A 24,190-nucleotide genomic window follows, 5' to 3' on the forward strand; every position below is an offset into this window, starting at 1 on the left:
CGCCACGCGCCGGCTTATCTAGCCATCAACCCTTCATTCCATACAGCGACCAAACCGGCGTTCAGATGGATTTAGTCGCCATGCCGGTCGCCTTAACGCACGGCCCATTGCGTCACGCGTTCGGGCAATTCGCGCATATCGTCAAACACCGCATGCGCGCCGGCCGCCAGCAAACGCCGGCTGGCCCCGATTTCGCCGTGGCGCGCGCCGACAAACCCCAATACCGACAACCCCGCGGCACGCGCTGCGGTCACGCCAGCCACGCTGTCTTCCAGCACCAGCGTGCTGGCCGCCTGACCGCCCAGACCCGCGCAGGCGGCGCGATATAAATCAGGTGCGGGTTTAGGCCGCAGCGCCACATCGGGCGTATATACCTGGCCGCCAAACAGATCCCGTAAGCCGGCCGAACCAAGCCCCGCCTCCACGCGCGGACGGCTGCTGTTGCTGGCCACCGCCAACGGCCGTTGCAAGGCGCTTAACGCTTGCAGCACGCCGGGGATGGCTTGGGCTTCGGCAATACAACGCGCTTCCACCTGGGCTTCCAGTTCCAGCGTTTCGGTCATGCTCAGGCGCAAATCCAGTTCGGTGGCCATGTCGGCGGCAATTGCCGGCAAGGTCATGCCCAGTCGCGGCCGCAAAAACGCATCCAGCACCGTGCGCGGGGCGCGGCCATCCAGTCCGTCAATGATGGCCGCCAGCGCCACGCTTTCGCTGTCCAGCAAGACGCCGTCGCAATCGCAGATGACATGGGTAATCCCTGTCATTTGACGGCCCCGAAGGTCATGCCGCGCACCAGTTGTTTTTGCGCCAGCCAGCCCAGTACCAGAATCGGCGCGATGGCCAGCAGCGAAGCCGCGGACAATTTGGCCCAGAACAAACCTTCCGGATTGCTGTACGACGCAATAAATACAGTCAGCGGCGCGGCGTTAACGCTGGACAGATTCAGGCTCCAGAAGGCCTCGTTCCACGAAAAGATCACCAGCAGCAGCGCGGTGGACGCCAGGCCCGGCAGCGCGGTGGGCAGCAGCAGATGCAGCATTTCCTGCCACGCATTCGCGCCATCGATGCGCGCGGCTTCGAGGATTTCTTTAGGCACTTCGTTGAAGTAGGTAAACGCCATCCACACCGCAATCGGCAGATTGATCAACGTATAGATAATGATCAGCCCGGTGATGCTATCCAGCAGCAGCGTGGTTTTTGCCAGCAGGTAGATCGGGATCAGCACGCCCACAGCCGGCATCATCTTGGTGGACAACATCCACAGCAGGATCTTCTGCGCGCGCTTGCCAGGGAAAAACGCCAGCGAATACGCGGCCGGCACCGCCAGCGCCAGCGAGGCGATGGTGGAACCCAGCGACACATACACCGAGTTGCTGACAAAGCCGAGGTAATGGCTGCGTTCAAACACCTCGTTAAAGCTTTGCAAGGTGGGCTTGAACAGCAGTGACAGCGAATACGCGTCCTGTTCGGTCTTGAAGGCGGTAATGGCGATGATCAGGATGGGCAGGAAGATGACAAACGCCGTCCCCCAACCCAGGATGCCCACCCACCATGGGGCTTTTTCGTTCATTTTTCGTACTCCCCTTTCAGGTTCTTCGACAGCATGCGCACGAGGAAGAACGACACCACATTGGCCAGCACCACCGCGATCACGCCACCGGCCGAAGCGATGCCGATATCAAACTGTTGCAAGCCAATCGAATAAATCAGCCACGTCAGCGTGGTGGTTTCGGTGCCGGGGCCGCCGGCGGTGGAAGTAAAGATTTCGGCAAAAATCGACAGCAAGAAGATGGTTTCGATCATCACCACCACGGCGATGGCGCGCGAAAGGTGCGGCAGCGTGATGTAGACAAAAATGCGGATCGGGCCGGCGCCATCCAGTTGCGCGGCTTCTTTCTGTTCCTGGTCCAGCGATTGCAATGCGGTCAGCAAAATCAGAAACGCAAACGGCAACCATTGCCACGACACAATCACGATCACCGACCACATCGGGTACTGCGCCAGCCAGTCAATCGGCTGCAGGCCGATGGCGCGGAAGATGTTGGCCCAGAGGCCATACACCGGGTGCAGGATCATGTTTTTCCAGATCAGCGCGCTGACCGTGGGCATTACAAAAAAGGGCGCGATAACGAGGAGTCGCGCGATACCCCGCCCTGCAAACGGTTGATCAAACAGCACGCCCAGCAACAGGCCGCCGACCACGGAAATACCCAGCACCGATCCAATCAGCGTAAGGGTGTGGCCGACCGCGGGCCAGAACGCCGGGTCTTCAAGCAGATAGCGGTAGTTGTCGATGCCGACAAAACCGGTCTGGTCGGGGTTGAGCAGGTTGTAGCGGATGGCCGAGAAATACAGCGTCATCAGCAGCGGCACCAGCATCCACAAAAACAGCACCGCTACAGACGGCGTCAGCATCAGGCTGGCCAGCGGCAATTTGCTGCGCGGTTGGGCGGCCGGGGTGAGCGTTTCACCGGGTGGCAGCGGCGCGACAGTCGCGTTGAGAACTTGTTGAGTCATTAGGACACCTGTGCGGGTCAGTCAGGGGACCACCGGAAACCGCCTGGCAGCGCGGTTTCCGGTGACGACGTACCAGCGAGGATTACTTGAGGTAACCCGCTTGTTTCATGGCGCGCTCGGTGGAGGCTTGCGAGTTTTTCAGCGCCTGGTCGATGGTCAGCTTGCCGGTCAGCGCGCCTGCCACGTTCTGGCCCACCACGGTGCCGATGGACTGGAACTCGGGGATGGTGGCGAACTGCACGCCGATGTACGGCACTTTCTGCACGGTGGCGTCAGTCGGGTTGGCGGTGTTGATGGCGCTCAGCACAAAGCTGGCAAACGGCGCGGCTTTTTGATATTCCGGATTGGCGTAAGTGGATTCACGCGTACCGGACGGCACCGAAGCCCAGCCTTTGTCTTTGGCGACCAGCGCGATGTATTCCTTCGAGGTGGCCCATGCAGCAAATTTCTGCGCAGCGGCCTGGTTCTTGGACGACTTCGGCACAGCCAGCGACCACATCCACAACCAGTGCGCGCCCTTCGGCGAAGTGCCTTGCGGCGCAGCGGCAAACGCCACCTTGTCGGCGACCTTGGATTCCTTGCCGTTGTACAACATGCCGGCGGCGACCGTGGCATCGACCCACATGGCACACTTGCCGCTACCAAACAGCACCAGGTTTTCGTTAAAGCCATTGGCGCTGGCGCCCGGAGGGCCATATTTGCCGAGGATGTCGACGTAAGTGGTTACGGCTTTCTTCCATTCCGGCGTATCGATGGTCGGCTTCCAGCTTTGATCAAACCAGCGGCCGCCATAAGTATTGACCATGGTGCCCACCAGCGCCATGTTCTCGCCCCAACCGGCCTGGCCGCGCAAGCAGATGCCGTAAACGCCAGCCGCCTTGTCAGTCAGCTTTTCAGCAAAGCCCTGGATATCCGTCCAGGTGGGTTGTTCCGGCATCTTCAGACCCTTGGCGTCGAACAGGTCTTTGCGGTAATAGGTCATCGAGCTTTCGGCATAGAACGGCACGGCATACAGCTTGCCCTTCAGCGACAGGCCGTCACGCACGGTCTTGATCACGTCATTGACGTCATAGTTGGCCGGCATATCCAGCGGGGTCAGCCAGTTTTTGGCGGCCCAGATCGGGGCCTCGTAGGCGCCGATGGTCATCAGGTCAAACTGGCCCGAGCCGGTGGCGATATCTGTAGTAACACGTTGACGTAGTACGTTTTCTTCCAGCGTTACCCAGCGCAACTGGATGTCAGGGTTGGCCTGCTCGAACGTCTTGGAGAGCTTTTGCAGCTCGATCATGTCCGGGTTATTGATGGTTGCAATGGTGACGGTGGCGGCGCTGGCTACACCAGCCAGTCCAACAAACGCGGCAGCGATTGCGGTAGTCAGGGTCTTGTTCACGTTGATCTCTCCATACTTTTCGTTGAGTGGCCGGTGCAGAGCTAAACCGGCTGGTACAGCCACGCAAAGGCGCGGCCTTTGTTATTGCGTTGGGTACTGCACGATCAGTGAGCGAATCGGCGGGCCTGTGCGGCACAACACGCAAGACAGGCACCGCTTGCGCACCACAGACATAATCTGTGGCACTATTTACGTAGTGAGCATTTATTTACTACGCGGGCAAATATTCGCGATCTGTTTGATCCTTGTCAAGCATTTGCTCAGACGATGAGCATTTGCACTGCAACATACCGCGCTGTCTTTTGCTGCCGCGCGGTGGTAAAACAGGCGCAATTGCCCGCAGCGCGGTTACAATCCGCCGCAGTGATACGGCGAGCAAACTCAAGCACGACGGGGCTTTACAGGAAAATCATGTCGAGACAACAAGAAAAACTGGACCAGGCTGCGCGGGCTGCGTGGATGTATTACGTGGCCAACAACACGCAACATGAAATCGCAGAGCATCTCGGCATCAGCCGACAGATGGCGCAGCGGCTGGTGGCGTACGCGGTAGAAGAAGGTCTGGTGCGCGTACGCATTGATCACGATGTGAGCGACTGTCTGGCGCTGGCCGAGGCGATGAAGGCGCGCTTTGGCCTGAGCCTGTGCCGGGTGGTGCCTGGCGGCCATGCCGAAGGCGACGTGCTGCGCCGCATGCTAGCCGTGGCGGGCGCGCAGGTGATGGACCAGTTTTTGCAATCAGAAAAACCGCTGGTGGTGAATCTGGGTTCGGGCCGGACGTTGAAAGCGGTGATTGATGAACTCAGCGAAATCGAGCGGCCGCAGCATCGCATTGTGTCGATGGTGGGCGCGATTGCCAGCGATGGCGCGTCCAACCGCTACGACGTGGCTTTGCGCACCGCCGAAAAAACGCGCAGCAAATACTTTATGCTGCCCGCGCCGCTGATTGCCGATAGCGCCGAAGACTGCCGCCAATGGTGTAGCCACCGCGTATATCGCGTGGTGAGCGAGCTGTCGGCGCATGCCGATGTCACGTTCCTGGGCATCGGTTCAATCGGACCGGGCTGCCCTCTGCAGGAAGACGGGTTTTTAAGCGCGGATGATATTTCGCAATTGATGGGGCGCGGCGCGGCGGGCGAGATGATCGGCCACGTGCTCGATCACAATGGCCAGGCGCTGGATTCGCCGCTGGCGCACCGCGTAACCAGCTTGCGCCTGCCGATGTCCGCCGCGCAGCCGGTGATCGGCTTTGGGGGCGGCCGGGCCAAATATACCGCGCTGAATGCGGCATTGCGCGGCCGCGCCCTCAGCGGACTGGTGACCGATGAAGCCAGCGCGCGACAGGCGCTGGCGCAGGCGTAACAAACAGCACCGGCAAGCGTCTCCGTGATGTGTCACGGCGGAGGGGTTTGTTTGGGGGGCAACGTGCATTCGGCTATGCCGTGGACGCTGGCTGGCCCGAAACAGGGCCGTCGGCCCCAAACAGGGCCGTCGGCCCCAAAATGTGCGTTGCCCCCGCAAGCGAGGACAAGCCCCCGCAAGCGAGGACAAGCCCCCGCAAGCGAGGACAAGCCCCCGAAAAGCCCAGGGGTAACGCACACTACGTGAGTTTTTTGATGATCAAGCGGCCACGTTTCAGTTCGGCCTGGATCAGTTTGAACATATCCAGATCAAACGCCGGGCGTGGCGCGGACAACAAGTCTGCCAGTTGTTCGTCATCGCGCGCTGAGCCCAGATAATTCCAGTTTTCCAGCACATGCAGCACCGCCGCATCGCCCTGCCCTTCAGCCAGCGCCACCGGCCCGGCATACGGCCACGCGGGCATTTTCAGCTTCGATAACGCCGCCAAAACGCGCGCGTTATGCAATCCGACCGGCTCTTTGCCCACGCAGCCGCCACGGCATTTCTGCGCCAGATGACTGCTGCACGGCGCGACCGTTTCGAAACCCAACAAGGTGCGGCACAGATTATGCGCGTCGGCCAGCCGGGTTAACGCCGTCTTCGCCTCGCGCTCGCTGCGGAACGGGCCAAACCAGAATTCATCTGGCCCAGCTTCGGCCAGATTTTCCAGCGGCACCAGGGCAATTTCGAGCGGCGCATCGGGCTGCGGCATCAAGCGCCACGCTACCAGCTCGCGCGTTTTACGCAGCCGCGGGCTGTATTGCGGTGACAAAGTGCGCAGCAGGCTGGCTTCGTGCAGCAACGAGCCAAACTCGCCCGAAGTCTCCGCCCAATCCACGCGCTTGAGCAGCCCCAACATCTGCGCTTCGCGCGCCTTTTTGCGATCCTTAAGATCAACCGAGAAATGCGTCAGCACGCGCTTGCGCACATTGCTGCTGCGGCCGATAAACAGCGGTTCATCACCGTCGCCGTAAAACACATACACACCATGGTTTTCCGGCAGATCGTCCACGATGGCGGGGTCAACGCCGGGCGGCACCACCGGTTGGCGCGTCAGATCCTGAATCGCGGCGTGGATAGCGGTGACGGGATGATCACGCTGGGCGGCATCCAGAAACTGCTGCAGCAACAGCGCGTCGGTGAGCGCGCGGTGACGCTCGCCGGGCACGCTCAAGCCGTGACGCGCCACCAGCGTATCCAGACTGTGTTTGTGTTCATGCGGATAAAGCTTGCGCGACAGTTTGACCGTACACAGCACGCGCGCGTTAAAGCGCAGCCCGAGCCGCTTGAATTCCTGCTTTAAAAAACCGTAGTCAAAGCGCGCGTTGTGCGCGACAAACACGCGGCCTTCCAGCTTTTGCGACAAGGTGGGCGCCAGTTCGGCAAAGGTGGGCGCATCGGCCACCATGGCGTCGTTAATGCCGGTCAGTTGCTGAATAAACGGGGGGATGGACCGCTGCGGGTTGACCAGACTTTGCCAGCTGCGGATGCCGTCGGCGTCGATCTGCACCAGTCCGACTTCGGTAATGCGATCGGTGGCTGGCGTTGCGCCTGTGGTTTCCAGATCGACCAGCACCAGCGGTGCATCAAAGTACGGATTGTTCATGGGGGTTCCAGGGCGACGGCAGGCCGCCGCCCCTTTAGCGACTACTAATCAATAAACGCTCAGGCCGCCAGGCGTTGGCGCACAAACGCCGCCGCATCGGCCACGCCGACTTTCTGCATCTCGCCGCCCGCGCGCGCTACGTACTCCACCGCGCCCTCCGCCAGGCCCTTGTCGCCGATGGTAACGCGGTGCGGAATGCCCAGCAGTTCCATATCGGCAAACATCGAGCCCGGACGCTCGTTGCGGTCGTCCAGCAGCGCATCGACACCGGCTGCGATCAGCGCGTTGTACAGCGCATCGGCCGCGGCTTTAACCGCTTCGGAACGATGGTAGCCCACTGCCACCACGGCAACTTCGAACGGCGCCATGGCCGCGCTGAAGATAATGCCGCGCTCATCATGGTTCTGCTCGATGGCGGCCGCCACAATGCGTGATACGCCAATGCCGTAGCAGCCCATTTCAAAGTGCTTCTGGCTGCCGTCTTCGGCCACATAAGTGGCATTGAGCGCGGCGGAATACTTGGTGCGCAACTGGAAGATATGGCCGACTTCGATACCACGGCAGATGTCCAGCGTGCCTTTGCCATCCGGCGCCTTGTCGCCCACCACCACGTTGCGGATATCGGCCACTACGGTCGGTTCCGGCAGATCGCGACCAAAGTTGACGCCCGCCAGGTGGAACTTGGGCTTGTTGGCGCCCACCACAAAATCACTCATCGCATTGACGGTCAGATCGGCAATCACCGTGATATCGCTGGCGATACCGACCGGGCCAAGGAAGCCCGGCGGGCAGTTAAAGCGCGCGCGGATTTCTTCTTCGGTGGCAAAGCGGAATTCGCCCACGCCTGCCACTTTGCCCAGTTTCACTTCATTGAGCGAATGATCGCCACGCAATAGCGCAACGATGAACTGGCCTTCGCCGCCCACCAGCGCGATCAGTTTGACAGTGCGATCGATGCCGATGCCCAGCAACTGCGCCACGGCTTCGCAGGTGGTTTGCTTGGGGGTATCCACATCACGCATTTGCTCAGCCGGAGCGGCGCGCGGGGTTTCCGGGGCAAAAGCCGGCGCCAGCTCGACGTTGGCGGCGTAGTCCGAATCGGGGTTGTAGGCCAGCAGATCTTCACCGGCATCCGCCAGCACCTGGAATTCGTGGCTGCCGGAACCGCCAATCGCGCCGGTGTCGGCCGCAACGGCGCGGAACTTGAGGCCCAGACGCGTGCAGACATTGGAATACGCGGTGTACATCTTGCCGTACGCCACTTCCAGACCGGCAAAGTCAGCATCAAACGAGTACGAATCTTTCATCACAAATTCGCGCGCGCGCATCACGCCAAAACGCGGGCGGATTTCGTCGCGGAACTTGGCCTGAATCTGATACCAGTTTTGCGGCAATTGCTTGTACGAACGCAGTTCGGAACGCGCGATGTCGGTAATGACTTCTTCGTGCGTGGGGCCATAACAGAAATCGCGGTCATGCCGATCTTTGATCTTGAGCATTTGCGGGCCAAACACGGCCCAGCGGCCCGATTCCTGCCACAGCTCGGCGGGCTGGATGGTGGGCATCAGCATTTCTTGCGCACCGGCCTTGTTCATCTCGTCGCGCACGATGGTTTCGATCTTGCGCAGCACGCGCAGACCCAATGGCATCCAGGTATACAAACCGGAGCCAAGCTTTTTGATCAGCCCGGCACGCACCATCAGCTTGTGCGAAATCAGCTCCGCTTCGGAGGGGGCTTCTTTAAGGGTATTCAGGAACAGCTGGGAGGTACGCATATTGGGGCGCTGCAATCTGGTATTTGGAATCCGCGATTGTAGCAAGGAAGCCCGTGCGTGGGGGCGACGCGGGGCGCGCCGTCGCATCGGCGGCGCGCCCCGGCATGACTTACATTTCTTCGAGTACCGCGATGCCCAGCAGACTCAAGCCGGTCTTCAGCGTATTGGCCGTGGCCGCGCACAGACGCAGACGGCTGGCGCGCGTGGCCGCGTCGTCGGCCTTCAGCACCGGGCAGGCATCGTAGAAGCGCGAGAACTTCTGCGCCAGGCCATACAGATAGGCGCACAAGAAATGCGGCGCAGTTTCCGCCGCCACTTGTTGCAGCAGATCGGGCAGTTGCGCCAGCGCCAGCGCCAGCGCGTGTTCGGCGGGTTCCACCAGCACCAGCGGCGCGTGTTCATCCACGGCGCCAGCCTGACGGAAGATGCTGGCGACACGCGTATAGGCATATTGCAGATACGGCGCGGTGTTGCCTTCAAAGCTCAGCATGCTGTCCCAGTCAAACACATAGTCGCTGGTGCGATGCTTGGCCAGATCGGCGTATTTAACCGCGCCGATGCCCACGGCCTTGGCGATCTCGCGGCGCGTGGCTTCCGGCATATCGGGGTTCTTGCTGGTCACCAGATCAAACGCGCGCACTTCGGCTTCGTCGAGCAATTCCACCAGTTTGACGGTGCCACCGGTCCGCGTTTTGAACGGCTTGTTGTCCTTGCCCATCATCGTGCCAAAGGCCACGTGTTCCAGCACCAGTTCTGGCCGCACAAAACCGGCCTTGCGCGAGACGGCAAACACCTGCTGGAAGTGCAGACCCTGGCGCGCATCCACCACATACAGCACGCGATCGGCATGCAGCGTGTGGTCGCGATAACGCGCGCAGGCCAGATCGGTGGTGCTGTACAGATAGCCACCGTCTTGCTTTTGCACGATATAGGCTGCGGGCTCGCCTTCTTTGTTGCGGAATTCTTCGAGGAACACCACCTGCGCGCCCTGGCTTTCCACCAGCAGCCCCTTGGCTTTGAGGTCGGCCACCACTTTAGGCAGATCGTCGTTATAGGCCGATTCGCCCATCACATCATCGGGCGTCAGCTTGACGCCCAGTTGGGCATACACGGCGTGGCAATGCGCCAGCGAGATTTCGCGAAAGCGTTCCCACAGCGCCAGCACGCGCGTGTCGCCAGCTTGCAAGCGCACCACGTAATCGCGTGCGGTATCGGCAAAGGCGGCGTCGGCGTCAAAGCGCGCTTTGGCGGCGCGATAGAACTCTTCCAGATCGTGCAGCGCCAGCTCGGCCGGTTGTGTGGATTCTTGCTCAAACAGATAGGCCGTCAGCATACCGAACTGCGTGCCCCAGTCGCCGACGTGGTTCTGGCGGATGACGTTGTGCCCAATAAATTCAAATACGCGCGCCAGTGCATCGCCAATGATGGTGGAGCGCAAATGGCCCACGTGCATTTCTTTGGCCAGGTTGGGCGACGAGATATCGATGACCACGGTCTCGGCGTGCGGCGTGCCTGCGCCCAGACGCACGTCGTCTTGTTGCTGCAGCACGCGGCTGGCCAGAAATTCATCACTGAGCGTGACATTGATAAAGCCGGGGCCGGCGATTTCGAGCTTGCTGGCGATGCCATCCAGTTCCAGATCGGCCAGCACACGCGTAGCCAATTCACGCGGATTGGTTTTGAGCGCTTTGGCCGCGCCCATCACGCCGTTGATTTGATAATCGCCAAATTCAGCCTTGGATGCGGCCTGCACCAGCGGGGCGGCATCGGGCGCACCGGCTTTGGCAAAGGCGGCGGCGGCGCGTTGGGTAAGCAGTTGCAGCAGTGTCATGTGCGGATAGCCAGAGAAAAACAGTTTCGCGAAGGGGGCCATTGTAATGCAAAGCGCCGGGCAAAGCCTGCGGGCTGGGTAAGCGTCGTCTTGCATTGTCTGCGGGCATTGTCCGTCGCAAGCGGCAATAGGCCCGGGCGCGTTTGGCTGACGCGCGTTGCCGTGGCTGACTGATGTTGATGAACACGGGCACGGCCGAAGATGGGATCACACCATTAAACCAACAACGGAGAGACTCTGATGAAACCCATCGTAACCCTGCTTCTGGCCGCAGCGCTGAGCGCTGGCGGTTCCCTGGCCATGGCGGCGGACAGCACCACGCCCGTGCCGGACACCAACACCGACAATATGACCAAACACGTCAAGCCGGACGATTCCACCCAACCGAAGGCCACGACTGACGCCACCAAGAAAAAGGCGAGCAATCACAGCCAGGGCAAGGATAAGGGCGGCACCAAAACCGACCGCGGCACCGGTGGCGATGCCACCGGCGGCACCACCGCACCGGGCGGCACGGGCGGCAGCGGCGGTTAATAATCCGCACGCCTGATCGGCCCGTTATAAAAACACCGTCAGCTAGAGATAGCGGCGGTGTTTTTTATGGACGCGCATCGAACGTAGGGTGCGTTACCCCTGCAGGGGGCAACGCACATTTTGCGTCTGCCCTGGACGCCGGATGGCCCCGCATGGGGCCGGGGCTTTGGCCCCGAATGTGCGTTGCCCCTTTGGGGTAACGCACCCTACAAACATCTCGCGACGGCGCGGGCTGGTTTTGCAAACCAGGCCCGTTTCTACATCGCTCTGTTGATCGGCAGGGTGAAGTTAAAGCACACGCCGCCCGTGTCCAGATTGCTGGCGTGGATGACGCCGCCGTGCGCGGTGATGATTTCGCGGCAGATCGCCAGCCCCAGCCCTGACCCGCCCGCAGGCGACGTCGCGGTGCCTTGCACAAAGCTCTCGAAAATGCGCGCCAGTTCGTCATCGGGAATGGCCGGGCCGTCATTGCACACGCCCACATGCAGCATTGCGCCATCGCTCTGCATCAGCACGCGGATTTCGCCGGGCGACGGGCTGAACTTGAGCGAATTGGATAGCAGATTGCGGATCACCTGCGCAATGCGAAAGCTGTCGCAATGCACGGTGTCACTGTCGCAGCCGCGCACGGTCATTGCCACATGCCGCCGCGCCGCCAACGGTTCCAGTTCTTCCACCACGGTGTTGACGATGTGGCAAAGCTGGCTATCCACAAAGTGATAATCCATCTTGCCCGCTTCCAGCTTGGCGATATCCAGCAGGTCATTCACCGTCGCCAGCATGCGCTCGCCCGATTTGGCGATGTTTTCAAAATAGCGGCGTAGTTTGTCGGGCTCGGCCTGCGCGGCTTTTTCGATGCCAATGCGGGCAAAGCTGAGGATGGCGTGCATCGGCGTGCGTAATTCGTGCGAGATATTCGAGACGAACTGGGTCTTGGCGCGATTGGCGGCATCGGCTTTGTCCCGCGCCGCGCGCAAATCGGCCGTTTGCGCCGCGACGATGTCTTGCAGATGGTCGCGCGCCAGTCGGGTTTCTTCGGCCGCCTGCTTCAGCTCGGTGATATCGCGCACCAGCCACAGCACGCTCCAGTGATACGACGACGAGCTGGGCAGCGGCATCAGGCGCGCCTCAAACCAGCGTGACGGCGGCGGCGTGGATACCGGGTACACCAGCCGGTGCGGCGCGCCACGCATTAATGCGTCTTGCAAGGCGTTGCGCGCCAGCTCGTGATAGTCGTCGGGCAAGGTGGCAAAGATGCTTTGCCCTGCCGGCGCGCCCTCAAACAGGGCCGAGGTTTTGCCAAATGCCTCGCGCACCGTGCCTTCCTGATCAATCAAAAACACAGGGTCTGGCAGGATTTGCGACAGCGCCGCCAGCCGCGCGGCGGTCTGACCTGCCATATCGGCTTCGCGCGCCAGTTGCTTGGCGGCGTGCTGCAACTGGCGATCGCGCTCACCCACACGTTCGGCCATGCCGGCGATGCTGCGCGCCAGTTCACCCAGCTCGTCGTCCAGCCGCGCGCTTTTCAGGTCGACGGCATAGTCGCCATCGCGAATGCGTTCGGAGGCAATCACCATTTCCTGCAGCGGCTCCGCCACGTGGCGCTGGAGCACCAGCCACATAATCAACAGTTCGAGCACCAGCGAACCCGCACCCAGCAGCAATACATAGCTGGCGTTGCCGCGCGCAATCCGCGCCAGCAAGCTGCCCGGATACACCACCACCAGTTTCCATTGCGGCCCGGCGATGGTGGATACCGCCACCAGATAATCACCGCGCGGCGTGGTGGCAGCGCCATTGCCATTGGGAACGCCAAGCGCGGCGTGGACGATGTTCTCCAGCGTTTTGTCATGCAACTGGCGCACATCCAGATTGCCACCTGCCTTGGCGATTTCTTTGGCCAGCGTCGGGTGCGCAATCAACTGGCCGTCGCTGCGCACAATCAGATTCCACGTGCCGGGCAGATGCTGGTTTTGCGTGCGCCGCACCAGATCGTCGATGGCGATATCCTGGCCGAGGCTACCCACCCAGCGGCCATCCAGATCCGCCAGCGAGACATGCGAAATCATCCATTTGCGCGCGCCCTCGTCAAAATACACCGAGGTCCAGAACGACTTGCGCGACGGATTGGCCTTGGGCGCGGACCGCCACACGGTTTCATACTGAAAGATGTCGGTTCTGGGCGTGGCGCTCAGGCTCCAGTCCACAAACGGCGCGTAATTGATCGACAACTGCTCGGGCATGTTCATAAAGCTGTCGAGAAACCGGTTGGTGGTCAGCGGGCCCCATTCGCTGAGCAACTGAAAGCCGGTCAGAACGCGACGACGTAAATCCGGCGTGATCGGCACATCGTTCCGGATATACAGCGTGGCCTTGTGTTTAAAGTCGCTGATTTCGGGTCGTACCCGGATCAGGCCGTCGGGTGAGGCGGCAAAACGGGCGTCGAATTCGGCTTTCGGGTCTGTCTGGCCCATGGCTTTGAGCCGGCGCAGATATTCGTCGGCCATCATGCGGGTCTGCGTTTGCGCCAACAAAAAATCTTGCGATTCGTGATTGGCGCGCGCCTCGGCGTAATTGCCCAGCCCGCTGATCAGCATGTGTTCCAGGCTGTTATACAGATGCCAATAGCTGCCCAGCGTCACCAACACGATAACCACGGCCACACGCTGCCCCATGCGGGTGAGCGCGCGGCGTGTCAGTGTCAGGCGGGGGCGAGGCAACACCGGCATCAGTCAGTCCTGCGGTTTCGCGTTTATGGGGCTGGCGGCTTACGGAATATCTACACGATTGCGCAACCTATAAAAGATAGGTGCATAAACGCGGTCGCGCCATACCGCTGTCAACCGGGCCTGGCCTTTTTGAAGAGCGCGAGGGCCAGATCGCGTTGCACGCCGTGGTCTACCACGGGTTCCGGATAGTCGTGACCCAGTCGGATACCGGCGCTGGCCAGCACGCCGGGCTTGGCCAGCCACGGCGCATGCAACGCTTTGCCGCTTAAACCTGTCAGCTCGGGGCAGTAACGCAGGATGAATTTGCCCTCAGCATCGAATTTTTCTGACTGGGTGACCGGGTTGAAAATGCGAAAGTACGGTTGCGCATCACACCCCGTGCTGGCCGCCCATTGCCAGCCGCCGTTGTTGGACGCCAGATCAAAGTCGATCAGCTTGTCGGCAAAGTAGCGCTCACCCCAGCGCCAGTCCACCAACAGGTCTTTGACCAGAAAGCTGGCTGTCACCATGCGCAGGCGGTTATGCATATAGCCGGTCTGGTTAAGCTGGCGCATGGCGGCATCCACCAATGGATAACCGGTGCGGCCTTCGCACCAGGCCTCAAACAAATCCTGCGGGTTGGGAAACGGCAAATGCACGTATTCGGGCTTGAACGCTTGCTGCGCTACTTCGGGCCGGTGCCACAGGATTTGCGCGTAAAAGTCGCGCCAGATCAGTTCGCCCAGCCAGGTACTGGCGCCCTCGCCGCCTCGATGCTGCGCATAGGCGGCCAGTTCGCGGATCGACACCGTGCCAAAACGTAAATGCACCGATAGATAGGACGGGCCTTTGACGGCTGGAAAATCACGCGTTTCGTGATAGCGATTGATGCGGTTCTTGAAATCTTCAAACAACTGCTCGCCGCCGTCGATGCCTGGCGTAATCCGCAGCCCCGCCAGCGCATCGGCGGCAAATCCCATATGTTGCAGTGTGGGAATGGTTTGTGGCGGCAACGGCGCCAGCGCGGCCAGATATTTTTTAACCGGATAGGCTTTCAGATGGAAGGCATCCAGCTTCTGCATCCACGCGCGCTTGTAGGGCGTAAACACACTGAACATGCCGCCCGCCTGCGTCAGCACTTCGTCGCGCTCAAAGATCACCTGATCCTTGAACGTCAGCAATTCGACGCCAGCTTGTTGCAGAGTGTGTCGAACCGTAGCGTCGCGCGCCTGGGCGGCCGGTTCGTAATCGTGGTTGGTATAAACCGCACAAACGTCATGTTGGCGCGCCAGCCTGACGATGGCAGCGGCAGCATGATCGTGTACTGTGATCAGGTCGCCGCCCGCCGCGCGCAGTTCGGCCTGCAAGGCGTGCACACTGGCATGAATAAACGCCACCCGCCGGTCGGACTGTGGCAAACCGTCGAGAATATCGCGGTCGAAAACAAACACCGGCAGCACATCGGCGCCGGATTTGAGCGCGTGATACAGCCCGGCGTTGTCGTGCACGCGCAGGTCACGCCGAAACCAGAACAACGCTTTCTGCTTTACTGAAGTATTAGCCATTGTGAATCTGGGTCATCGAAGGACGTTCAGTATACGAAGGGAACGCCCCGGTTGAGTTAACCGCGCACCGCAGTGCTTGTGCAATAATTGGACCCATGGATATGAATCTGACGCGACAATTTCTGATCGCAATGCCGAATCTGGTAGACCCGATCTTCGAACGCACCCTGGCTTATATCTGCGATCACAACGAACGCGGCGCCATGGGTGTGATTGTTAACCGCCCGCTGGGCATGGCGCTGTCGGCGTTGTTCGAGCAGATCGACGTTGAGTTGCACCGACCGGATGTGATTGATTTGCCAGTGCATTTTGGCGGCCCGGTGCAAACCGACCGCGGCTTTGTGCTGCACCAGCCGCTGGGTGAATGGCAATCCACGCTGGCCGTCAGCGAAGAAATCGGCCTGACCACCTCCAAAGACATCCTGCTGGCTGTGGGCGAAGGCGCTGGCCCCGAGCATTTGTTTGTCACGCTGGGCTACGCCGGATGGGAAGCGGGCCAGCTGGAAAACGAAATCGCGCAAAATGCGTGGATTTCGGTCGATGCCGACCCGGATATCATCTTTAGCCTGCCGCCCGAAGGCCGTTACGAAGCCGCCTTGGCGCTGATGGGCATTGATATGGCCATGTTGTCGAAAGAAGCGGGCCATGCCTGAGCCACATCTGTGTCATACCGCCACATTGCCCCCCTGCTGGTCAGGGGGGTGTTTGTATCCGCCCTGTTGTTGCAGCGTGGCAGGTGCCGCATGAGTACTTTGCTGGCGTTTGATTTTGGCGAGGCGCGCATCGGCGTGGCCGTGGGCAGCACCGAGCTGGGCATCCCGCACCCGGTTTGCACCATTGCCGCAGTGGATAACGACACCCGCTTTGCCCGCATCACCGCATTGATCGCCGAGTGGCAACCGCAACAGCTGGTGGTGGGCATGCCGCTGTCGCTGGACGGCGAGCCCACCGCGATGAGCAAGCTGGCGCGCAAGTTTGGCCAGCGTTTGTACGGCCGCTTTAATCTGCCCGTCGATTATGTGGATGAGCGCCTCAGCTCGGCCGCCGCCAGCAATGCGCTGGATGAAACCGGCGTGCGCGGGCGCAAGCAGAAAACCGCGCTGGACCAGGTGGCCGCCATGCAGATTCTGCAAGGCTGGTTTGACGGCGCCATCATGGCCGCGCCGCCCGACTGAGCCAGCCCTGCCCGGCCGCGCCCCTCCCCGATTTGTAATACTCCGCTGGAAACCCGTAATGAAAAATCCGCAACTGGATGCCAACAAGGCGCTAATCCATCTGTTGAGCACCGAAGGCTTGCCGCGCGCGGTGCTGGAACAGATTCTGGACCGCGCCGCCGAATACGTGACCGAGATGGAACAGGGCCACAAGAAATTTCCGGTGCTGCCCGGCAAATCGGTGTTCAACCTGTTTTTTGAAAATTCAACCCGCACCCGCACCACGTTTGAGATTGCCGCCAAGCGCCTCAGCGCCGACGTGATCAACCTCAATATCAACGCGTCGTCCACCGCCAAGGGTGAAACGCTGCTCGACACCATCCACAATCTGGAAGCGATGGGCGCGGATTTGTTTGTGGTGCGGCATGCGCAATCGGGCGCGGCACATCTGATTTCGCAGCACGTCAAACCGGGCATTGCCGTCGTCAACGCCGGTGACGGCCGTCATGCCCACCCGACGCAAGCGCTGCTGGACATGTATACCATCCGCCACTTCAAGGGCGACTTTACCGGCCTGCGCGTGGCCATCGTCGGCGATATTCTGCATTCACGCGTGGCGCGTTCGCAGATTCATGCGCTCAGCACGCTGGGCTGCCCCGAAATCCGCGTCATCGCACCCAAAACGCTGTTGCCGGTGGGCGTTGAACAATTGGGCGTGCACGTTTATCACGATATGGCCGCCGGCCTGAAAGACGTGGATGTGGTGGCGATGTTGCGCCTGCAAAACGAACGCATGAGCGGCGCGTATCTGCCGTCCACGCAAGAATTCTTTAAATACTACGGCCTGACCGCCGACAAACTGGCGCTGGCCAGACCCGACGCCATCGTGATGCATCCGGGGCCGATGAACCGTGGCGTCGAAATTGATTCGGCCGTGGCCGATGGCCACCAGGCCGTGATTCTGCCGCAAGTGACGTTCGGCATTGCCGTGCGCATGGCGGTGATGGCGCTGGTGGCCGAAAACCAGGCCCGCGCCGTGGCGCACAACAAAGGTTATGCCGCATGAAACCTACCGTAATCCGCAACGGCCGGCTGCTCTGCCCGGCGCATGGGCTGGACCAGACCGGCGATCTCTACCTGGCCGACGGCAATATCGTCGCCATTAATGAAGCGCCAGCGGGCTTTGTGGCCGAGCGCGAAATCGACGCCACCGGTTTGCTGGTGATGCCTGGGCTGGTTGATTTGTCGGCGCGCCTGCGCGAGCCCGGCTTTGAATATAAAGCCACGCTGGCGTCCGAGATGGCCGCCGCAGTCGCCGGGGGCGTGACCAGCGTGGTGTGCCCGCCCGACACTGATCCGCCGCTGGACGAACCGGGGCTGGTAACCATGCTGCGCCAGCGCGCACGCAATCTGGACCTGGCGCGCGTGTATCCGGTGGGCGCGCTAACCAAAGGTTTAAACGGCGAAGACCTGACCGAGCTGGCCGAATTGCGCGACGCTGGTTGCGTGGCGTTTAGCCAGGCAAATCACCCGATCGTGAATCTGCAAGTGCTGTACCGCGCCATGCAATACGCGGCCACATTCGATATCGAACTGCGCCTGCGCGCGCAAGAACCCACGCTGGCGGGCGATGGCGTAGCGCACGATGGCGAATATGCCTCGCGCCTGGGCCTGACCGGTATTCCGGTGATTGCCGAAACCGTGGCCATCAATACCATTACCGAGCTGATGCGGGTGACGGGCGCGCGCGTGCATCTGCGCCTGGTGTCCAGCGCGGCCGGGCTGGCGCTGGTGCGCCAGGCCAAGAGCGACGGCTTGCCGCTGACGTGCGATATCTCGATCAACCATCTGCATCTGGCTGATATCGATATTGGCTATTTCGACAGCCTGTTCCGCTTTGATCCGCCGCTGCGTAGCGTGCGTGACCGCGAGGCCATTCACACCGCGCTGCTGGATGGCACCATCGATGCCATCTGCTCTGACCACACGCCGGTGGACGACGATGCCAAGCTGGTGCCGTTTGCCGAAGCCGAAGCGGGCGCGACCGGTCTGGAACTGTTGTTGCCGCTGACTTTAAGCTGGGCCGATGCGCACAAGGTGCCGCTGCATCTGGCGCTGGCGCGCATCACCACCGCCCCGGCTGCCATGCTGGGCTTTGAAGCCAGCCTGCGCCCCGGCTGCCGCGCCGACCTGGCGCTGGTAGATCTGGACGACTACTGGATGGTGACCCCCGCCGCGCTGAAGAGCCAAGGCAAGAACACGCCGTTTAACGGGCGCGAAGTGCGCGGCAAGGTTAAATACACGCTGGTTAAAGGCAAGGTCGTCTATACCGCTTGAGATGCCGCGATGCATGGGGTGGGACCTGGTGTTCCCGTCTAGTCCCACCGTTCAAGCCGATGAGAAGAACCTGGCAGCGTGCTCATTCTTCTTATTGGCTTTGGGTGGTGGGTCGAGACGGGGACGCCAAGTCCCGCCCTATGAATACGAAATCCACCACCCGGTTTTCTTGTAAACACCGCCCGCTGGTGCGACGGCATATTGCCATTTCTCCCCCTTCGCCACCCCGCCTAAGCTAAGGCCCGACTTTTGTGGGGGACACGAATATGCGCTGCCAGACCAATCTGCTTCTGCTTTGTGTAACGACGCTCGCGCTCGGTGGCTGCGTCGGGGTTTCTGAAGATATTTCGCGGCCCACGCCAGCCCGGCATTGGCCCACCTTGATGGCCCATCGTGGCGGTACCGGCGACGCACCGGAAAACACCTTGCCCGCTATCGCCACCGCTTTATCCAATGGCGCAGAAGCCCTCTGGCTGACCGTGCAACTCAGCCGCGATGGCGTGCCGGTGTTGTATCGCCCGGCTGATCTGAGCGCCTTAACCAACGGCCAGGGCAAAGTCGCTGACCACACGCTGGCCGAACTGCAGCAACTGAACGCCGGTTGGCAATTCAAGCAGGCAGATGGGGCGGGCGGCTTCAGCTATCCATGGCGCGAACGCAGCTTGCCCATTCCCACCCTGATTGATGCCCTTAATGCCATCCCGCCAGCGATACCGGTGGTGCTCGATATGAAAGCCCTACCGGCCGCACCGCAAGCAGCCGCGGTGGCGCATGTACTCGATGGCGCACGCGCATGGCAGCGCGTGACCTTGTATTCCACCGAAGCCGCCTATCAACAGGCATTCGCGCCCTATCGGCAGGCGCAATTGTATGAGAGCCGCGATGCCACGCGGTTGCGGCTGGCGCAGGTGGACCTGGCCGCGCAATGCAACGCGCCGGTGGTGGGCACGCGCGCCGCGTTTGAAATCTCCCGCAAGGTCGATCTGGTAGAGACCTTTACGCTGGGCGAGGGCCGCAGCAGCGTTAATGCGCGCTTGTGGACGCCCGCCGCCGTGCAGTGCTTCCGCCAGCAGGGCAAGGTCTATCTGACCGCAATTGCGGTTAACAATGTCGATGATCTGAAGGCCGCCACGTGCCTGGGCATGGATGCCGTGCTGGTCGATTCTCCCGCCACCTTGCGCCCCCTGCGCGACAGCTTGAAACTGCCTTTGGCCTGCCGCTAACCCGACGGCTTTTGCGCTGATTATTTCGGCGTATTGCGCGCTGTTGCCCGTTGGCGTAACAGCGCGCAAACCCGCGCCAATACTGACGTTTTGCGGCACACAGGCGCAAAAAGGTCAGCCCGTTTCAAACGCTTTTTTTGTGCCTTTTTGCGACGTCTGTCTGCGCTTTTCTGCCTTCAGTACCGCTCTGTATCAAACGCGCTTGTGCCGCCTGGCGCAGCGGTGCAATTCTCGCCCCGGATTTGTTTTACCGATCAGATCAATACGGCCGCGCGACCATCACGCAGCGGCTGAAACAGACACCGGACGGGGCTATGACAACAAAAGCAAAACGATTAACTGGGCTGCTCATACTTTCTGCATTGGCATTGGCGGCCTGTGGCGGCGGTGGCGGCGGGGGCGATTCCAGCGCGCAGGTCAATCCGACCGCAGCGCCCACACCGACACCGACGGCCACGCCTGTGCCCTCGCCCACCGCCAGCGGCGACAGCTTTACCCCGCTGTCATTTGATGAACAGCAACCGGCCACGCAATACACGCTGGCCGATGGCACGCTGGTGACGCAGATCGGGGGCCGCACGCGCGACCGCCATGCGCGTGAACAAAGCGATCCGCCCGGCAGTGGCGATCTGTATGGCCTGTTTGCCGCGCATTACTTTGAGCGCCGCACGCATCAACTGACTATTTACGAAAACGTCTCGCCCACTGATCCGACCAGCCGGGTGCTGACCATCGTGATGCAGCCGCAATGGTGGCTGTATGGCACCAATTTCCGCGAAGGCTATATCGGCCGGCGCGATGGCGATGATCCCGGCCCGACCGCCGTCGCCCTGTACGCCGATAACGGCGGCATGAAGCTGCTGCCCGGTGGCGTGATCAGCAAAACGCCGATCGCCAACTACAACGCGCTGGGACAAGACCCGACTGGCAACAACATCAATCAAGACCTGAACGTGCCGCCCAAGCCGGGCGAGTTTGTGCTGGTCAAGCAGATTGACCGCAATGCCGTCAAAGGCCGTGCGCTGAAACCCGGCGACCTGGTGGAGTTCGAGCTGGGCATTTTCTTGTCCGGTAATGACCAGATCATGGGCCGCTTTAACTATTACTCCGACGTGCTGGTGTACAAGGTGGGCACGCAAGGCGTACAGCCGTGGTATCGCGGGCCCAGCACCGGCGCCATCCCGTGGGACACCCAGGTGCTGCCGGCCACAGCGCTGAGCGGGGGCAGCATGACGCTGCAAGAAGACACCTCGGGCCAGCCCGACATGAGCTTGCAGCAAGCGGGCACCAATATCGCGGGCATCAATGTACAGCCGTGGATTGAGGGGCGACGCTTGTTCCATACCTCGTTTTTGACCGGCAAACACAGCGAAACCGGCAATCCGGATTTCACCGCGCAGGCGGGCAAAGCCGGGCCGATGTTCCAGCAGTCTTCGTGCATTGCCTGCCATACCGCCAACGGCAAAAGCTCGCCCGCATTGAATACGCCGCTCAGCAATATGGTGGTGATGACGGGTTCGGTGGACGGCAACGGCAAAAACATCGTCGACAGCCGCTTTGGCCCGCGACTATCGATGGGCACGGTAACCGAAAACGGCAAATCGTTTGATGGCCGCCAGGCAATTCTGAAAATCGACAGCTACACGCAGACCAGCGGCAGTTATCCCGATGGCACCGCATATACGCTGCAACAACCGCATTACACGCTGAGCGATACCAGCGGCCAGCCGCTGCCATTGCCCACGCGTTTCTCGGTGCGCGCCGCGCCGCATCTGGCGGGCATGGGCTTGCTGGAAGCAGTGCCGGAAACCGAACTGGTGGCGCTGGCCAAAGCCAGCCAGAGCGACGCGGACGGCGCGGTGGGCAAGCTGCAGATTGTGGCCGACCCGCTGAACCCGGCCACCAAACGCGTCGGCCGCTTTGGCTGGCGCGGTAGCTCGGCCACGGTGTTGCAACAGACGGCGGCGGCACTGAATGCCGATATGGGCGTTACCACCTCGATATTGCCGACGCGTTATTGCGGACTGGCTGATAACGGTAGCGCTTGCCGCGCCGCCGATGTCAGCGCGCCCAAAGTCAGCGACAGCGATCTGGATTTGCTGGTGCGGTATACCAGCCTGCTGGCGGTACCCGCGCAACGTCACTTTGCCGGCGAAGCGCCGTTGGGCATCAGCGCCACGACGCTGGTGGACCAGGCCAAGCTGAATTCGCCGCTGACGCAACAGCAGATCAACGCCGAGAACGCCACCCAGGCACGCGTTGCGCGCGGCGCCGATCTGTTTGCCGCAGCGCGTTGTACCGCGTGCCATGCGGCCACATTAACCACCGGCACTAACCATCGCTTTGCCGAACTGCGCAATCAAACCATCCGGCCGTATTCCGATTTGTTGCTGCACGATATGGGCGCGGCGCTGGCGGATAGTTATGCCGAAGGCGTGGCCAGCAATCAGGAATGGCGCACCGCGCCGCTGTGGGGGATTGGCTTGCAGGCGTCGATCGATCCGAATGTGCGCTATCTGCACGATGGGCGTGCCCGCACGATTGAAGAGGCGATTCTGTGGCACGGCGGCCAGGGCACGGCGGCGCGCGACCGCTTCAAGAAACTGCCCGCCGCCGACCGCGCGCAACTGATCGAGTTTGTGAACTCGCTGTAAATACATAGGGTGGGTCGTGACCCACCCTATGTTTGTTCAGGCCAGCTTTTGCTTGAGGATCTCGTTAACCACGGCCGGGTTGGCTTTGCCCTTGCTGGCCTTCATGCACTGGCCCACCAGCGCGTTGAAGGCTTTTTCTTTACCGGCACGGAATTCCTCAACCATGCCCGCATTGGCGGCCAGCACGCCGTCGATAATCGCTTCGATCGCGCCGGTATCGGTTTCCTGCTTCAGGCCGTCGCGTTCGATGATGGTATCGGCGGCATCGCCGGTTTCCCACATCTTGCGCAGCACGTCCTTGGCCGTCTTGTTGTTGATGGTGTTGTCCTGCACACGCTTGATCAGCGACGCCAGCGCGGCGGCGGAAACCGGGCACTCGCTGATGTCTTTTTCTTCGCGGTTCAGCGTGGCCGACACATCACCCATAATCCAGTTGGCGCTGAGCTTGGCATCGGCGCCTGCGGCAACGGTGGCTTCAAAATACGCCGCCAATGCCTTGCTGGCGGTCAGCGTACCGGCGTCATAAGCCGGAATGCTGTACTGGCTCTCGAAGCGCGTTTTCATCGCGGCCGGCAGCTCGGGCAGTTCGCTGCGCACGCGCTCGATCCACTCTTCGCTGATCACCAGCGGTGGCAGATCGGGGTCCGGAAAATAGCGGTAATCGTGCGCGTCTTCCTTACTGCGCATCATGCGGGTCTCGCCAGTGTCCGGATCGAACAGCACGGTGGCTTGCTGGATGGTGCCGCCGTCTTCGATTGTTTCGATCTGCCAGCGCACTTCCGATTTCACCGCTTGTTCAATAAAGCGGAAGCTGTTCAGGTTCTTGATTTCGCGGCGCGTACCAAATTCTTTCTGGCCTTCCGGACGCACCGACACGTTGACGTCGCAACGGAAGCTGCCTTCCTGCATATTGCCGTCGCAAATGCCGATCCACGTCACCAGCGAATACAGCGCCTTGGCATAGGCCACGGCTTCGGCGGCGGAGCGCATTTCGGGCTCGGACACAATCTCCAGCAGCGGCGTACCGGCGCGGTTCAGGTCGATGCCGGTCATGCCGACCATGCCTTCGTGCACCGATTTGCCGGCATCTTCTTCCAGATGCGCGCGCGTCAGATTGATGGTTTTTTCCACCCCATCGACGTTGATGGTAATGGCGCCGCCCTCCACCACCGGCAGCTCAAACTGGCTGATCTGATAGCCCTTGGGCAGATCGGGGTAGAAGTAATTTTTGCGCGCAAAGACCGAGCGGCGACGCACATTGGCGCCGATGGCCAGGCCAAACTGGATGGCTTTGTCCACCACCGATTTGTTCATCACCGGCAACGCGCCCGGCAAGGCGATATCCACCACGGCCGTTTGCGTATTGGGCGCTGCGCCAAACGCGGTGCTGGCGGGCGAAAAAATCTTCGACTTCGTCGTGAGCTGGGTATGTACTTCCAGCCCGATTACCACTTCCCATTTCATGGTCAGTCTCTCTTCTGTGAACGCCGCAGAT

At 61.1% G+C, this 24,190-nt stretch carries 18 protein-coding genes; 8 read left to right on the top strand and 10 right to left on the bottom strand.

The features are described from left to right. Positions 1 to 92: 92 nt before the first annotated feature. The 4 genes from WG78_RS09700 to WG78_RS09715 form a co-directional block, all read right to left on the bottom strand. Entirely contained in the window at positions 93 to 764 is a 672-nt protein-coding gene (locus WG78_RS09700) for an HAD family hydrolase (protein WP_083458889.1), read from the bottom strand. Continuing rightward, a complete protein-coding gene (locus WG78_RS09705) occupies positions 761 to 1,570 on the bottom strand; it encodes a carbohydrate ABC transporter permease (RefSeq protein WP_053937612.1) in 810 nt (269 codons plus the stop codon). The genes WG78_RS09700 and WG78_RS09705 overlap by 4 nt, the downstream gene beginning before the upstream one ends. Continuing rightward, on the bottom strand, positions 1,567 to 2,517 hold the full coding sequence (locus WG78_RS09710) for a carbohydrate ABC transporter permease (RefSeq protein ID WP_053937613.1): 951 nt from the start codon (positions 2,515 to 2,517) through the stop codon (positions 1,567 to 1,569). The genes WG78_RS09705 and WG78_RS09710 overlap by 4 nt, the downstream gene beginning before the upstream one ends. 82 nt (positions 2,518 to 2,599) lie before the next feature. Next, complete coding sequence (locus WG78_RS09715; protein ID WP_053937614.1) at positions 2,600 to 3,907, bottom strand: ABC transporter substrate-binding protein; 1,308 nt, start codon at positions 3,905 to 3,907, stop codon at positions 2,600 to 2,602. Between the two features lie 411 nt (positions 3,908 to 4,318). On the opposite strand from WG78_RS09715, the gene WG78_RS09720 reads away from it, so the two are divergent. After that, on the top strand, positions 4,319 to 5,269 hold the full coding sequence (locus tag WG78_RS09720; protein WP_053937615.1) for a sugar-binding transcriptional regulator: 951 nt from the start codon (positions 4,319 to 4,321) through the stop codon (positions 5,267 to 5,269). 238 nt (positions 5,270 to 5,507) lie between these two features. On the opposite strand, the gene WG78_RS09725 is transcribed toward WG78_RS09720, so the two are convergent. From WG78_RS09725 to argS, 3 genes are all read right to left on the bottom strand, one after another. Beyond that, a complete protein-coding gene (locus tag WG78_RS09725; protein ID WP_053937616.1) occupies positions 5,508 to 6,914 on the bottom strand; it encodes an exonuclease domain-containing protein in 1,407 nt (468 codons plus the stop codon). 59 nt (positions 6,915 to 6,973) lie between these two features. Beyond that, entirely contained in the window at positions 6,974 to 8,689 is a 1,716-nt protein-coding gene (locus tag WG78_RS09730; RefSeq protein ID WP_053937617.1) for a proline--tRNA ligase, read from the bottom strand. A gap of 109 nt (positions 8,690 to 8,798) precedes the next feature. Then, the gene (argS, locus tag WG78_RS09735) at positions 8,799 to 10,520 is read right to left on the bottom strand and encodes an arginine--tRNA ligase (protein WP_053937692.1); all 1,722 of its coding nucleotides are present in this window, start codon (positions 10,518 to 10,520) and stop codon (positions 8,799 to 8,801) included. 240 nt (positions 10,521 to 10,760) lie between these two features. On the opposite strand from argS, the gene WG78_RS09740 reads away from it, so the two are divergent. After that, positions 10,761 to 11,054, top strand: coding sequence for a hypothetical protein (locus WG78_RS09740; RefSeq protein ID WP_053937618.1), 294 nt, complete (start codon positions 10,761 to 10,763; stop codon positions 11,052 to 11,054). Between the two features lie 257 nt (positions 11,055 to 11,311). On the opposite strand, the gene WG78_RS09745 is transcribed toward WG78_RS09740, so the two are convergent. Beyond that, positions 11,312 to 13,783, bottom strand: a complete 2,472-nt coding sequence (locus WG78_RS09745) for an ATP-binding protein (RefSeq protein ID WP_083458890.1) — start codon at positions 13,781 to 13,783, stop codon at positions 11,312 to 11,314. A gap of 110 nt (positions 13,784 to 13,893) precedes the next feature. Further along, a complete protein-coding gene (locus WG78_RS09750) occupies positions 13,894 to 15,327 on the bottom strand; it encodes a cryptochrome/photolyase family protein (RefSeq protein WP_053937620.1) in 1,434 nt (477 codons plus the stop codon). Between the two features lie 101 nt (positions 15,328 to 15,428). Between WG78_RS09750 and WG78_RS09755 the strand changes: the two genes are divergently transcribed. From WG78_RS09755 to WG78_RS23245, 6 genes are all read left to right on the top strand, one after another. After that, the gene (locus WG78_RS09755; protein ID WP_373278978.1) at positions 15,429 to 15,980 is read left to right on the top strand and encodes a YqgE/AlgH family protein; all 552 of its coding nucleotides are present in this window, start codon (positions 15,429 to 15,431) and stop codon (positions 15,978 to 15,980) included. Between the two features lie 90 nt (positions 15,981 to 16,070). Further along, the gene (ruvX, locus tag WG78_RS09760) at positions 16,071 to 16,502 is read left to right on the top strand and encodes a Holliday junction resolvase RuvX (protein ID WP_053937622.1); all 432 of its coding nucleotides are present in this window, start codon (positions 16,071 to 16,073) and stop codon (positions 16,500 to 16,502) included. Positions 16,503 to 16,560: 58 nt separating this feature from the next. Continuing rightward, positions 16,561 to 17,547: an aspartate carbamoyltransferase catalytic subunit gene (locus WG78_RS09765; RefSeq protein WP_053937623.1), complete on the top strand. Its 987-nt coding sequence runs from the start codon at positions 16,561 to 16,563 to the stop codon at positions 17,545 to 17,547. Next, a complete protein-coding gene (locus WG78_RS09770; RefSeq protein ID WP_053937624.1) occupies positions 17,544 to 18,818 on the top strand; it encodes a dihydroorotase in 1,275 nt (424 codons plus the stop codon). The genes WG78_RS09765 and WG78_RS09770 overlap by 4 nt, the downstream gene beginning before the upstream one ends. Before the next feature lie 383 nt (positions 18,819 to 19,201). Beyond that, positions 19,202 to 20,041 (top strand): glycerophosphodiester phosphodiesterase family protein, encoded by an 840-nt coding sequence (locus WG78_RS09775; RefSeq protein WP_201782409.1) that lies wholly within the window; start codon positions 19,202 to 19,204, stop codon positions 20,039 to 20,041. Between the two features lie 314 nt (positions 20,042 to 20,355). Next, entirely contained in the window at positions 20,356 to 22,695 is a 2,340-nt protein-coding gene (locus tag WG78_RS23245) for a di-heme oxidoredictase family protein (protein WP_083458891.1), read from the top strand. A gap of 36 nt (positions 22,696 to 22,731) precedes the next feature. Here WG78_RS23245 and gatB read toward each other — a convergent pair whose 3' ends face one another. Beyond that, positions 22,732 to 24,159: an Asp-tRNA(Asn)/Glu-tRNA(Gln) amidotransferase subunit GatB gene (gene gatB / locus WG78_RS09785; RefSeq protein ID WP_053937627.1), complete on the bottom strand. Its 1,428-nt coding sequence runs from the start codon at positions 24,157 to 24,159 to the stop codon at positions 22,732 to 22,734. Positions 24,160 to 24,190: the final 31 nt, after the last annotated feature.

This window comes from Amantichitinum ursilacus (genome assembly GCF_001294205.1).
Taxonomy (GTDB): Bacteria; Pseudomonadota; Gammaproteobacteria; order Burkholderiales; family Chitinibacteraceae; genus Amantichitinum; species Amantichitinum ursilacus.